At 71.1% G+C, this 12513-nt stretch carries 12 protein-coding genes; 5 read left to right on the forward strand and 7 right to left on the reverse strand.

Annotated features, from left to right (window positions below; translation table 11 throughout):
- Positions 1–81: 81 nt before the first annotated feature.
- The 4 genes from ACWDR3_RS28980 (at position 82) to ACWDR3_RS28995 (ending at position 2462) form a co-directional block, all read left to right on the forward strand.
- On the forward strand, positions 82–684 hold the full coding sequence (locus tag ACWDR3_RS28980) for a TetR/AcrR family transcriptional regulator (protein ID WP_450355520.1): 603 nt from the start codon (positions 82–84) through the stop codon (positions 682–684).
- Between the two features lie 13 nt (positions 685–697).
- A complete protein-coding gene (locus ACWDR3_RS28985) occupies positions 698–1099 on the forward strand; it encodes a PPOX class F420-dependent oxidoreductase (protein ID WP_450355521.1) in 402 nt (133 codons plus the stop codon).
- Positions 1100–1127: 28 nt separating this feature from the next.
- Positions 1128–1340, forward strand: coding sequence for a hypothetical protein (locus tag ACWDR3_RS28990; protein WP_450355522.1), 213 nt, complete (start codon positions 1128–1130; stop codon positions 1338–1340).
- 144 nt (positions 1341–1484) lie between these two features.
- Positions 1485–2462: a catalase gene (locus tag ACWDR3_RS28995; protein WP_450355523.1), complete on the forward strand. Its 978-nt coding sequence runs from the start codon at positions 1485–1487 to the stop codon at positions 2460–2462.
- Here the strand turns inward: ACWDR3_RS28995 and ACWDR3_RS29000 are convergent.
- Positions 2426–3373: a LysR family transcriptional regulator gene (locus ACWDR3_RS29000; RefSeq protein ID WP_450355524.1), complete on the reverse strand. Its 948-nt coding sequence runs from the start codon at positions 3371–3373 to the stop codon at positions 2426–2428. The genes ACWDR3_RS28995 and ACWDR3_RS29000 overlap by 37 nt on opposite strands.
- A gap of 70 nt (positions 3374–3443) precedes the next feature.
- Here ACWDR3_RS29000 and ACWDR3_RS29005 point away from each other — a divergent pair, with 70 nt between their 5' ends.
- A complete protein-coding gene (locus tag ACWDR3_RS29005) occupies positions 3444–4430 on the forward strand; it encodes a DMT family transporter (protein WP_450355525.1) in 987 nt (328 codons plus the stop codon).
- Here the strand turns inward: ACWDR3_RS29005 and ACWDR3_RS29010 are convergent.
- From ACWDR3_RS29010 to ACWDR3_RS29035, 6 genes are all read right to left on the reverse strand, one after another.
- Complete coding sequence (locus ACWDR3_RS29010) at positions 4424–6163, reverse strand: ABC transporter ATP-binding protein (RefSeq protein ID WP_450355526.1); 1740 nt, start codon at positions 6161–6163, stop codon at positions 4424–4426. The genes ACWDR3_RS29005 and ACWDR3_RS29010 overlap by 7 nt on opposite strands.
- Entirely contained in the window at positions 6160–7929 is a 1770-nt protein-coding gene (locus ACWDR3_RS29015) for an ABC transporter ATP-binding protein (RefSeq protein ID WP_450355527.1), read from the reverse strand. The genes ACWDR3_RS29010 and ACWDR3_RS29015 overlap by 4 nt, the downstream gene beginning before the upstream one ends.
- Positions 7922–8965 (reverse strand): ABC transporter substrate-binding protein, encoded by a 1044-nt coding sequence (locus ACWDR3_RS29020; RefSeq protein WP_450355528.1) that lies wholly within the window; start codon positions 8963–8965, stop codon positions 7922–7924. The genes ACWDR3_RS29015 and ACWDR3_RS29020 overlap by 8 nt, the downstream gene beginning before the upstream one ends.
- A 101-nt stretch (positions 8966–9066) precedes the next feature.
- Complete coding sequence (locus ACWDR3_RS29025; RefSeq protein ID WP_450355529.1) at positions 9067–10599, reverse strand: SDR family oxidoreductase; 1533 nt, start codon at positions 10597–10599, stop codon at positions 9067–9069.
- 115 nt (positions 10600–10714) lie between these two features.
- Positions 10715–11800 carry a Gfo/Idh/MocA family protein gene (locus ACWDR3_RS29030; RefSeq protein WP_450355530.1) on the reverse strand — a complete coding sequence of 362 codons (1086 nt, stop codon included), beginning with the start codon at positions 11798–11800 and terminating at the stop codon, positions 10715–10717.
- Positions 11785–12456 (reverse strand): ThuA domain-containing protein, encoded by a 672-nt coding sequence (locus tag ACWDR3_RS29035; protein WP_450355531.1) that lies wholly within the window; start codon positions 12454–12456, stop codon positions 11785–11787. The genes ACWDR3_RS29030 and ACWDR3_RS29035 overlap by 16 nt, the downstream gene beginning before the upstream one ends.
- Positions 12457–12513: the final 57 nt, after the last annotated feature.

A 12513-nucleotide genomic window follows, 5' to 3' on the forward strand; every position in this document is an offset into this window, starting at 1 on the left:
GCCGACGGGGGTGGGGCGAAGCCTCCACTTTATGGTGAATGCCATTTACCACCTATGGTGAATAGTGTTAACCTTCGATTTATGGCAGTCGAACGGCGTCCCACCGGCACCCACCACGGAGATCTGCGCAACGCGCTGGAGGAGGCCGCGCTTGTCTTGGTCAGTGAGCGGGGACCGCACGGATTCACCCTCGCCGAGGCGTGCCGACGGGCCGGGGTGAGCGTGTCCGCGCCCTACAAGCACTTCGCCGACCGGGAGGCTCTGTTGGCCTCGCTGGCGCTGAAGGGCTACCAGGAGCAGCGGCGCCGCTACCGCGAGGCGCTGGCCGCGCACAGGGCGCCGGCCGAGCGATTGGCGGCCTTCGCCGTCGCCTACGTACGGTTCGCCGCCGAAGAGCGCGCCCTCTTCGACATCACCTTCCTGGCCGGCCTCGACAAGAGCCGCCACCCCGAACTCGCCCGCGCGGGCGGCGCGTTGCACGACGACCTCATGCCCGTCACCAGTGAGATCGCCCCTGACCCGGACGAGGCGTTCGAACTGCTCGTCCAGGTCGCCGCGGCGGCCCACGGACTGGCCCTGTTCCAGCAGCAGGACATGCTGCCCGACCCCTGGAACACCGACGCGTCCGTCGAGGAACAAGCCGCGCGCACGGCCCGCGCCCTCGCCGGCCGGCACGCCCACTAGCTTCGGAGCCCCCATGTCCACCCCGAGCAGCGACTTCCAGCAGGCACTCGACCGCATCGGCAAGGGCAAGCACGTCAGCTTGACCACCTTCCGCCGCAACGGCCAACCGGTCCCCACCCCCGTCGGCAGCCTCGTGCACGACGGAACCCTCTACGCCCTGACACCACCGGACACCGGAAAGGCCAAGCGGATCCGCAACATCCCGCGAGTGACCATCGCCCCGTGCGACATGAAGGGCACGGTTCCCGCCGGCGCCCCCGCCGTGTCGGCCACGGCCCGACTCCTCGACCCCACGGAGACGGCACGCGTCCAGGAACTGATGAAGCGGCGGTTCCTCATGTACCGCCTGGTCCGCATCCTCGACCGCGCTTTGGGCCGAGAGCGTCGGCTCGTGGCCATCGCGGTCGGCCCTTGACCGGCGCTCGCCTCACGGAAAGGTCCACGTGCACGATGCCTGCGCCGATCACGCCCTCGCGCACGGCCTCCCCGACCGGCTCGAACCGCTGGCCACCGCCACCGGGACCTCGGCCCGGATGCTGATCTACCACTTCGGCACTCGCGACGCCCTGCTGCGGGCCATTCTGGGGCGCGCTCGGCACGCGCCGAGCCTGCCGCTGACGCTCCACGAGATCGGGAAACGCGAGAACTCGGCCTGAACCGGAGCGCCGGTGTGCGCTCACCGCGTTGCCTTCGTTCGGCCATCGCCCGCCAGGACCTCGCCGTATTGCCCGTTCGGGCAGGACTCCCGCGCTGCCCCGATCAGCCGCGCCTGCGACGAGCGCGAATGCGATGATGCGGCCATGGCACAGACACCGCAGGACTCCTCAGTCACCGCGGACGGCATGACCGCCGCGCAGGCCGTCGACCGGATCGAAGCCGCCGCGCACCCGCGTCCGCACGATCGCCGTCTGCACGCGCGCGGAGCCGTCTACGACGCGCGCTTCGTGCCCAGCGGACAGGTCACCAAGTGGACGACCGCCACCTGCCTGACCGCCGAGTCCGAGGCGGTCATCCGGTTCTCCAACGGCTCGGGCCGCTTCGACGCCGACGACCGGGCACGCGGCGTACGCGGCATGGCCGTGAAGTTCCTCGACGCCGACAAGAGCGTCATGGACCTGGTGGCCGCGAATTTCCGGGTCTTCCCCAGCCACAATCCCGAAGGCTTCATCGACCTCGTCGAAGCGCTGGGCAAGGCGGGAGCGGAGGGCGGATTCGCCGACCGCGCCAAAGGCAAACTGGCCGCGGCGGGCAAGTTCGCGACGGTCCTGGCCCAACACCCGGAAAGCCGCGGCGCGTTGAAGTCCTTCGCCGGCCAGCAGGCACCAGCGAGTTTCGCCACCACCCGCTACGACGGCCTGCACGCCTTCGTCCTGGTGGACGACTCGGGTGTGCGCCGGCCCTTCCGCTACCGCCTGGTGCCCCAACTGGGCGAAGTCGAACTGGATCCCGCGTACGCCGAGACCCTTGCCCCGGACTTCCTCATCGGCGACCTCGACTCCCGACTCGAGACCGGACCCGTCACCTTCACCGTGGTGTACCAGTTCGCCGAGTCGGGCGACCCCACGCACGATCCCTCACAGGCGTGGCCCGAGCACCGACCGCTGATTCCGGCCGGACATCTGCACGTGACCGCCCGCTCGCCGCGGGAGGAGCACTGGCAGCAGCAGGTGTTCGACCCCACCCGCCTCGCCCCGGGCGTCGAACCCTCCGACGACACCATGCTGGCCTTCCGCCGCCACGCCTACTCCGTCTCCGCCGAACGCCGGCTCGCTCCCTGACCGCGGACCGCCGCGGCACGCTCCTTGAGCGCGTCGAGCAAGGCGTGCGATGCGTGGTGGGTCGGTGTGCCGGGCGCGGTGTAGACGCCGATGTACCGCTTCGCCGTGGGGGTCAGGACCAGCGCGCGGGTGTCGGGGCGGTCCTCGACGGCGAGGGCGGGGATGAACGCGATGCCGACGCCCGCCGCGACGAGCGCCTGCATGAAGGGGAAGTCACCGGCCCGGCACGCCACTTTGGGCCGCAGCCCGTGCGCGGCGGCGAGCGCGTCGAGTGCGGTGCCCGGGAGGTCCCACATCTGGATCCACGGCTCGTCGGCGACATCGTCGAGCCGCGCGGTCGAACGCCGGGCGAGAGCATGGCCGTTGGGCACGACGAGCCGCAACTCGTCCTGCAGAAGCGGGTGATACTCGTACCGTCGCGCGATGTCGGCCCAGCTCGGGGGCGGTTGTTCGGTCTGGAAGTGATAGACGAGGGCCATGTCGGTGCCGCCGTCGTCGAGCGCCGAGAGCGCCTGCTGCGGCTCGGATTCGATCACGGTCGTATCGACGTGCGGAGACCGACGGTCGGCGAGCGCGGCCAGGGCAGGGGCGAGCAGGAGCATGCCCGCGCTGGCGAAGGTGGCGACGGTCAGCGCCGGTGGTCCCTGTTCCCTCAGCTGGGCGAGCGTGCGTTCGGCGCGGTGGAGTTCGCCGTGGATGGCGTCCGCCGTACGCAGCAACGCCTGCCCGGCCGCGGTGAGCGTGACGCCCCGGGTACTGCGCTCGAAGAGGCTTGCCTGCGCGGCCCGTTCCAGGGCCGCCATCTTCTGCGAGACCGCCGAGGGCGTCAGCCGCAGGGCCTGTGCCGCCCGCGCGAAGCTTCCCCGGTGGGCGACCTCCCGGAAGACGGCCAACCGCTGCGCCTCGATCACCAGCTCTCCTTACGACAGGGTTAGCAATACCCTACTTCTGCTTACGACGCGAGGCTGCCAGCCTGGCTGAATGATGTTGAGTGCGCGAGAGCGTTCCGGGGCCGCTCTGGCCCTCGGCGCGGTGTGCCTGGTAGGCGGTTCGGTCGCCGCGGCCGGCCGGCTGCATGACTTCCCACTGATCGGCGGCCAGGCCGCGCGCTACGGCTTGGCGACGGTGTTCCTGTTCGCCTGGGCGCGCCTCCGCAACCACACCTTCGTCCGCCCGAACCCGACCCAGACAGTTTGGATCGTCCTGCTGGCTGTCATGGGAATGGCGGGGTACGGCGTCGTCCTCGTGTACGCCACATCGCTGACGGCACCGGGCAACGTGGGCGTCGCCGTCGGCGCCGCGCCCCTGGTCATCGTCATGGTCCGCGCCCTACTGTCGCGGTCACGCCCCTCGCGGGGGCTGCTGGCCGGTGCGGTGTGCGTAGGAGTGGGCTGCGCCGTGGCCCAGATGTCGGCGGGCGCCGGGGTGCAGTGGGATGTGCGGGGGTTCGGGTGGTCGTGCCTGGCCGTTGTGGGGGTTGCCGCGGTTACGTTGCTGGGGGTCTCGCCGGTGGCGCAGTTGGGCGCGCTGACGGTGACGACGTACGCGTGCGGCCTCGCGTCGCTGTTGCTGTTCGTCGTGGCGTGGATCGAGCGGGCGGCCACCGGAACTCCCGTGCTCCGGGCCCCGACGGCCGTGGAGTTGTGGTCCTTGGCCTTCCTCGCCTTCGGCGTGACCGCCGTCGTCTTCCTGCTCTGGTACGGAGCTGTCGAGCGGCTCGGAGCCGGCCGGGCGGGGTTGTTCAACGGCCTCATCCCCTTCGCCTCCCTCCTCGCCCTGTTCGTGACCGGAGCGGGCGGCGCCGCGATGAGCCAGATAGCCGGAGCCGCCCTGGTGCTCGTCGGCGTCGTCATCGGGCTCCTGGCGGCGAAGCGCGACAACGAGCCCTCAGTAAGGGCAAGTTGCCGCGCTCGCCGGTGGCCGCGCGTGGCCGGCGCTCGTGATCTGCCGACGCCGGAGAGTCACTGACGGTTGGTCAGGCGCCAGCCCTGGGCGCGTTCGTAGTCGTGCCAGAGGGAGGCGTAGCGTCCCTCGGCGGCGAGTAGTTCGGTGTGCCGGCCCTGCTCGATGATGCGGCCGCTGTCGAGCACGGCGATGTGGTCGGCCGTGGCGATGGTCGACAGCCGGTGGGCGATCACCAACAGTGTTCTGCCGGCGCCCAGTTCGCGCAGGGCTTCGTGGACGGCGTTCTCGTTCTCGGCGTCCAGGGCGGAGGTCGCCTCGTCGAGCAGCACGATCGGGGTGTCCTTGAGGAGCGTGCGGGCGATGGCTACGCGCTGGCGCTCGCCGCCGGACAACAGCGACCCTCCCTCGCCGACGCGGCTGGCGAGGCCGTCGGGCAGCCGGTCGGCGATGATGTCGACCCGGGCCCGGCGGGCCGCATCGCGGACTTCGGCGTCGGTGGCGTCGGGGCGGCCGAGGCGAATGTTCTCCTCGATGGTGGCGTCGAGCAGATGCACGTCCTGGAAGACCAGCGACACCATGTCCATCAGGTCGTTCCCGGCCAGCTCACGGACGTCGACACCACCGATCCGTACGGCGCCCGCGTCGGTGTCGGCGAAGCGCGCGATGAGTTTCGTGACCGTCGTCTTGCCCGCTCCCGAGGGCCCGACGAGCGCGGTGGTGGAACCGGCCGGGACGGTCAGATCGAGGCCGTCGAGGACAGGTGTGTCTGTTCCGTCGTAGCTGAAGCGGACCGCATCGAGTTCGACGGACGCTTCGAGATCGGCGGTGGGGTGCGGGCGTTCGGGTTCCGGCAGGGGCGGGGTGCTGAGCAGGGTGTCGATGCGGTCGATGGCGGCGCGGGTGGCGCGCAGGGCGGAGGCCGCGGAGGCGATGACGGCGAGGGGCTGCAGGAAGTGGACGCCGAGGACCAGCAGGGCGGTGATGCGGGCGGGGGTGATCTCGTTGCCGGTGGCCAGCAGCAGGCCGACCACGAGGACGGCGGTGAAGGCGAGTTGGATGGCGAGCTGTCCAAGATGCAAGCCCGGCAAAGCGCCCATCACCTCACGGCGGGCCGCGCGGTGCTGACCCTGCAGGGCCTCCTCCAACTGCCGATGGCCGCTGGTGGCACGGCCGTTGGCCCGCAGCACGGGCTGTGCGCCGGCGAACTCCACGAGTTGGGCGCTCGCTTCGGCGGCGGCTTTGTCGTGCTCGGCCTCGGTGCGGTCGGTGAGCCGCCCGGCCAGCGCGAACACCAGCAGCACGACGGGCACGGTGACCAGTACGGCAACGGCGATGCGCCAGTCGTAGCAGAGCAGGAACACGGCGATGGTGGCGGGCGTGAGGACGGCTCCCAACAGCGTCTGGGCCAGGTGCACGACACTGGTGACGGTGTTGACGCCCCGGCCGAGCAGGCGTTCCAGCTGGGCGGTGCGGGTGGCGTCGAACCAGCCCAGCGGCAGCCGGACGGTGTGCGCGCCGATGCGTTCGTACAGGGCGCGGCGCCAGGCGGAGGAGAGCTGGAGGGCGCGCAGCTCCTTGTCGTAGTGGGCGTACCAGCCGACGGCGACGGCCCCGGCGAGTGGCAGCAGCCACCAACCGGCCTCGCCGGTACGGCCGTTGAGCAGGGCGGACAGCAGCGGCACGAGCAGCCCGAAGGCGGCGCCCTCGCTGATCGCGTAGAGGGCGGTGGCCAGCAGGAAGCGGATCAGCAGCGGACGTCCGGCGCCGCCGACGATCCGCAGGAGCGCAGTGGTCATGCGGGGCTGCTTCCGTGTTGGGCGCGCCACATGCGCGCGTAGGTTCCGTCGGCGGCGAGCAGGTCCTCGTGCCGCCCGCGCTCGGCGATCCGTCCGTCGTCCAGGACCAGGATCTGGTCGGCGGCGGCGATGGTCCGCAGCCGGTGCGCGATGACCAACAGCGTTCGCCCGCCCGCGAGTTCGGCGAGGGCGTCCTGTACGGCGGCCTCGGACTCGGGGTCCGCGAACGCGGTCGCCTCGTCGAGCACCACGATCGGCGTACCGGCGAGCAGCGTGCGCGCGATGCTCACGCGTTGCGCCTCGCCGCCGGACAGTCGCGCGTCCTCGCCGACGACCGAGTCGTAGCCCCGGGGGAGCGCGGTGATCCGGTCGTGGACGGCGGCGGCCTTCGCCGCGGCCTGTACGGTCTCGTCGCTCGCGTCGGGCTGGGACATCGCGATGTTGTCGCGGACGGACCGGCGCAGCAGGATGACGTCCTGGAAGAGGAAGCCGAGGGTGCGGTACAGCTCGTCGCGGTCCAACTCCCGTATGTCGATGCCGTCGAGGCGGATCGCGCCATCGGTGACGTCGTAGAAGCGGGCGAGGAGCATGCCGAGCGTGGACTTGCCCGCGCCGGAGGGACCGACCAGCGCGGTGACCGTGCCGGGCGCGAAGTGGGCGTCCAGGCCGTGCAGCACTTCGCGGTCGCCGCTGGTGGAGGGGTAGCCGAAGCGGACGCCGTCCAGCTCCAGCACCGGGGGAGTGCCCGGTTTGCGGGGCGGCAGGGCGGTGGGGTGAGTCGCGGCCTGCTGGGCGGGTTCGCGCAGGAGGCCGGCGATGCGGTGTGCGGCGCCCAGGGCCGTACGGCGCAGACCGCGCGCCGCGTAGATGGGGGTGATCTGCTCGAACAGTCCCAGCCCGAGCAGCGTGAACGCCAGGATGTCGACGGGGTCCGTCCAGCCGAGCGCGACCAGCCCCACCCCGCAGCCCGTGATCAGCAACAGGATCGTCGCCGGCGCCACGGTGGCCCGCGTCAGACTGCGCTGGCGGATGAAGAGGCGCTGCGCCTCGTCGTTGACGGCCGCGTAGGCGGCGGCCGCCTCGCTGAATCGCTGCGGAGTTCGACCTCCGCCGAAGGCTTTGGCGACGCTGATCCCGCGCACCAACTCGATGGAGGCGGCGGTGAGTTCGAGCTGTGCGGCGGCGATGCGCTGCACCGGCTCGGCGGACCGGGCGGCCATCCGCATCCGCACGCTCTGGGCACCGCCGATCACCGCGAAGGTGAGCAGGGCGAGGCGCCAGTCGGCCCACAGCAGGTAGACGCCGATGACCGCGGGGCCGGCCACGGCGGCGGCGAGGTCACCGCGGGCGTGCGCGACGGCGTGGTGCAGCGCGCCGACGTCGTCCTGCACGGTCGTCTTCACCTTCGCCGAGACGCCCCCGGCGAACCAGCCCAGCGGCAGCACCGCGAGATGGTCCGCCAGCCTGCGCCGCAGCCCCAGAGCGAGGTCGGCGTCGGCGAGATGACTGAGCGTGCCCGCGAACAGATAGAGCAGAAGCCGTACGGCCAGCAGGCCCACGGCGGTCCAGGCGATGGCCCAGAGATGGTCGTCGCGGCCGTCGAGAAGACGTCGGCCGATCTCCACGACGGCGACCATCGGCGCGATGGACAGGGCCGCTGCGAGTGCCTGCAGAGCGGCGGCGACGGTGACCCGGCCGACGACCGGGGCCTGCAACTCGGCGAGATCGCGGGCGTCTTCGCCCTTTCCGGTGCGCGGTTCAGGCACTGCGCTTCGCCGCCTCTGACAGCTTGGGGACGACCGAGTCGAGGCCGTAGGGAAGGCTCAGCACCGAGGGGAACCCGAGGGCGATCGCGGTGGCCAGGTCGAGGCTGATGTAGGACTTGCGCTGAACGGCCTTGAGTTCGTTGAAGAGTGGCTGTGCCTCGAACTCCGCGCGCCCCTGCGGGGTGTCGAAGGTAAGGATGACCACGTCGGCGTCGAGGAGATCGAGCCGCTCCTTCGCGATGGCGGCGCGGCCGGCGGTGGCGCTGTCCGGCAGCGAGGTGACCTTCGGGGAGAGTGTCATGCCCAACTGGCTGAAGAACTGAGCGCTGGAGTCGTCGGCGCTCTTGATGGTGAATACGTCGCCCCCCACCATGGGCCCGAACGTGAAGGTCTTGCCGCGGAGTTCGGGGTGCTGCTCGCGAACGTCGGTTATCTTCTTCCGCACTTCCGCGACCAGGGCGTCGGCCTTCTCCCGCTTCCCGAGAACATCGCCCGCCCGCCGGGCCATCTCGTCCCAGCTGTCCTGCCCGACGCCTTCGCGATAGCTGAGGGTGGGTGCCAGACGTGCGAACTTCGCGTAGTGGTCGTGGAGTTGGTAGTCGTCGCAGGCGAGGATGAGGTCGGGTCTGGCGGCGGCGATCTTCTCGAAGGGCATACCCGCCGCCGTACCCACGAGCACCGGCTGCGATGCGGGCTTCTGCCACGGGGCCAGACCGCCGGGGAAGACCGCGTTCTTGGTGGCGAGGACGAGTGGCGCGCCGAGGGCGAGAGCGAGGTCGGTGTCGCGGAGATAGCCGCAGGCGGCGACCCGCTTGGGCGGCGAAGTGACCTTGGCCGTGCCCTCCTTGCCGCTCACGGTGACGGGGAAGCCGGCGGCTGCGGCCTGTGCGGTCGTGCCGGAGTCACCGCTCTTCCCGTCACCAGCACTGGTGCCGCCATCGCTCGACGAGCAGCCGCTGAGCGCCAGAGCGGTACCCACCGCTCCGAGCACAAAGCCGCGCCGCCCGAGCGTCGGGCGGTCGGCGGCGGAACGCATGGGTGGAGTCACGGGGTTGGGCCTCTCCGGACGTGATGCCTGTACGTTCCAGCAGTGTAGGTAAGGTAAGGCTAACCATGGAACCCGGCCCACCGGTCCCGTCAGTCAGCCTGCCTGGCACCGCCGCCGGTGGTGCCGGCCCGCTCCGCGGTGCGCGCGATCGAGCGGGCCATGCCGTTGAACACGGTGGCGTGGAAGGGCGCGACGCTCCACCAGTAGAGGTGTCCCGCCAGTCCACGGGGATGGAAGAGCGCACGCTGCCGGTAGCGCACGTCGCCGCGGTCGTCCCGTTCCACCCGCATCTCCAGCCAGGCGAGTCCGGGCAGGCGCATCTCCGCGCGCAGTCTGAGCAGTTGGCCTCGCTCGATCTCCTCGACGCGCCAGAAGTCCAGCGCGTCACCGACCCGCAGCCGGTTCGCGTCACGGCGGCCGCGACGCAGGCCCACCCCGCCCACGAGCCGGTCGAGCCAGCCGCGTACGGCCCATGCGAGCGGGAAGGAGTACCAGCCGTTCTCGCCGCCGATTCCCTCGATCACCCGCCACAGCGCGTCGAGATCGGCATGGACGTCCTGTGTCCGTTCGTCGGTGTAGAGGCTGCCGCCCGCCCAGTCGGGGTCGGTGGGGAGCGGGTCGCTGGGGGCTCCGGGCAGTGACGCCGAGGACCAGCGAGTGGCGATCTGCGTCTGACGCACGCGCTGGAGAGCGAGTGTGAGCGCCCGGTCGAAGGGCAGAGGGGTCCCGGGCGGGTCGGGTACGTGGTCGGCGATGTCGTGCTCGGCGCACACGACTTCGTGGCGCAGAGACTCCGCCAGCGGCCGCGCGAGCGCGGCGGGCACGGGGGTGACCAACCCGATCCAGTGACTGGACAGCCGTGGCGTGAGCATGGGCACGGGCACGATCAGGCGCCGGGGCAGGCCGGCGACCAGGGCGTACCGCTCCATCATCTGCCGGTAGGTGAGGACGTCCGGGCCGCCGATGTCGAAGGCACGGTTCACGTCCTCGGGCATGCGGGCACTGCCGACGAGATAGCGCAGTACGTCGCGGACGGCGATGGGCTGGACATGGGTGCCGACCCAGCTGGGCGTCACCATGACGGGCAGGCGTTCGGTGAGATAGCGCAGCATCTCGAAAGAGGCCGAGCCGGACCCGATCACGACGGCGGCGCGCAGCACGGTCGTGGGGACGCCCGAGGCCAGCAGGATGCGACCGACCTCGGCGCGGGAGCGGAGGTGCGGGGAGAGCTCGTCCTCCGGGACATCGGCCGGGTTGAGGCCCCCGAGGTAGACGATGCGGCGCACTCCGGCCTTGCTGCATTCCGCGGCGAAGGTCTCGGCGGCGAGACGGTCCTTCTTCTCGAAGTCCCGCCCGGCGTTCATGGAGTGCACCAGGTAGTAGGCCACCTGGACGTTCCGCAGCGCGGAACGCAGGCTTCCGGCGTCGGTGACGTCCGCGCGGACCACCTCCACCCGGTCCGCCCACGGATGGTCGCGCAGATTGGCCGGGGTGCGGGCCAGACACCGGACGATGTATCCGGCGTCCAGCAGCTCCGGCACCAGCCTTCCGCCGATGTAACCGCCGGGACCGGTGACCAGACACCGCTCACCGGCCCCGGTGGTACTTCCGTCACTGTCCATGGAATGCCGCTCCGATGCCCGAGTGCCCAGAAGGAACACGATCACTCATCATTCTGGCATTACGGGTGAATCGGATGCGCTCGGCCGGACAGCGACGGGGCCGGTTGCCCGGCCGTCAGACGACCGGATCGGGCCGTTCGCAGGTGGTGGTGACCGCGAGGGTCCGCCCCTGGTGTGCCGCGTCCAGCACCGTGAGCATCACGTCCAGGACGTGCTCGGCGAGTTCGGCGGAGGCCAGGTGGGGGCGGCCGGTGGCCAGGGCGACGGCGAGGTCGGCCAGGCCGACACCGCGTCCGGCGTGTGGGTGACCGGCGGACACCGCAAGCGGCTGCCACCTGTCGGCGCCTGCCTTCCACAACCGCACCGGACCGTCGAAGTTGTTGGGGTCCGGCAATGACAACGACCCCTCGGTGCCGTGCACTTCGATCCGCGGCAGATCGGCGCCGTGGATGTCGAAGCTCATCAACAGCGTGGACAGCGCGCCGTTCGTGTGGTGCAGCACCCCGGTGACATGGGTGTCCACCTCGACGGCGAAGCGCTGTCCGGCACGGGGACCGGTGGCGATCTCGCGCTCGGCACGCGGCGTCGAGGCCGCGCCGGTGACCGCGGCCACCGGACCGAGCAGGTGGATCAGCGCCGAGAGGTAGTAGGGGCCCATGTCGAGCAGCGGGCCGCCGCCGGGGCGGTAGTAGAACTCCGGGTCGGGGTGCCACGCCTCGTGGCCGGGGGTGGTCATGAAGGCGGTCGCGGCGACGGGCGTACCGATCAGTCCGTCGTCCACGGCCTTGCGTCCGGTCTGGACACCGGTGCCGAGCACGGTGTCGGGTGCGCAGCCGACCCGTACGCCCGCGGTGCGTGCGGCGGCCAGGACGGCGGCGGCCTCCTCGCGGGTGGTGGCCAGCGGCTTCTCCCCGTAGACGTGCTTGCCGGCCGCGATCGCGGCCAGCGCCACCTCGGCGTGCACGGCGGGGATGGTCAGATTGAGCACGGCGTCGACGTCGTCGCGTGCCAGCAGGTCGGCGAGGCTGCCGACGGCCTTCGCGCCGGACGCGGCGGCCGCCTCCTCGGCCCGGGCGGAGTCCAGGTCGGTGACAGCGGTCAGCCGCAGGACTTCGGTCGCGGCCATCGTCGTCAGGTACTGGCCGCTGATCCTGCCGGCGCCGGCCATGCCGACCCGCAGAGGTGTCACCTGCTCGCCCACAGCAGCCCCCGTTCGGTGAGCGTACGGACCTCGGGTATGTCGAAGTCGTCGGGCTTGTGACCGATCGCGGACACGAAGACCTTCCCGCTGCCGTGGGTCCTGGTCCACACGGTCGGCATGACGACGGGGTGGTCCCGCTCCTCGTCGGCAGGGAAGGTGGTCGTGGCGAGGACATCGATGTCGGGGTCGGTCGCGACCCAGTACTGCTCGGTGTGGACGTCGAAGTCGGCCAGGCCCTCGATCACGGGGTGGCCCGCGTGCTCGGGGACCAGATGAACGGTGTACTCCACGAACTCGGCCGGATGCATGAGGAATTGACCACCCGTCAGCAGGTGGTAGTCGAGATCGCCGCGGAAGGAGTCGATGATGCCACCGTGCCAGCCCGCGAACCCGGTACCCGCCCGCACCGCGGCCGCGAGCGTCCGGGACAACTCCGGGGCGATCTCCCCCATGGTCCAGCACTGGACGACGAGATCGGTGGCGGCGAGCCGGTCCGCGTCACCGTAGACGTCGAGGGACTCGGCGGTCTCGACCGTGAATCCGTGTTCCTTGAGGAAGGGCACGAACCGTTCGGTGATCTCCACCGGTGAATGGCCTTCCCAGCCGCCGCGCACGACGAGGGCCCGTCGCCCGGGAGTTGAAGAGGGGTTGGTCATGGACCTTGATCACTCCTGTCCGTTTCGCGGGTGCAGCCTGGCGTCCGCCAAAAGCGG

The organism is Streptomyces sp. NPDC001002, from assembly GCF_053599215.1.

Excerpts from the sequence above, each read along its gene's own strand:
- ACWDR3_RS28980 (WP_450355520.1), top strand. The coding sequence starts at position 82 with ATGGCAGTCGAACGGCGTCCCACCGGCACCCACCACGGAGATCTGCGC.
- ACWDR3_RS28985 (WP_450355521.1), top strand. The coding sequence starts at position 698 with ATGTCCACCCCGAGCAGCGACTTCCAGCAGGCACTCGACCGCATCGGC.
- ACWDR3_RS28995 (WP_450355523.1), top strand. The coding sequence starts at position 1,485 with ATGGCACAGACACCGCAGGACTCCTCAGTCACCGCGGACGGCATGACC.
- ACWDR3_RS29005 (WP_450355525.1), top strand. The coding sequence starts at position 3,444 with ATGATGTTGAGTGCGCGAGAGCGTTCCGGGGCCGCTCTGGCCCTCGGC.
- ACWDR3_RS29010 (WP_450355526.1), bottom strand. The coding sequence starts at position 6,163 with ATGACCACTGCGCTCCTGCGGATCGTCGGCGGCGCCGGACGTCCGCTG.
- ACWDR3_RS29020 (WP_450355528.1), bottom strand. The coding sequence starts at position 8,965 with ATGCGTTCCGCCGCCGACCGCCCGACGCTCGGGCGGCGCGGCTTTGTG.
- ACWDR3_RS29025 (WP_450355529.1), bottom strand. The coding sequence starts at position 10,599 with ATGGACAGTGACGGAAGTACCACCGGGGCCGGTGAGCGGTGTCTGGTC.
- ACWDR3_RS29035 (WP_450355531.1), bottom strand. The coding sequence starts at position 12,456 with ATGACCAACCCCTCTTCAACTCCCGGGCGACGGGCCCTCGTCGTGCGC.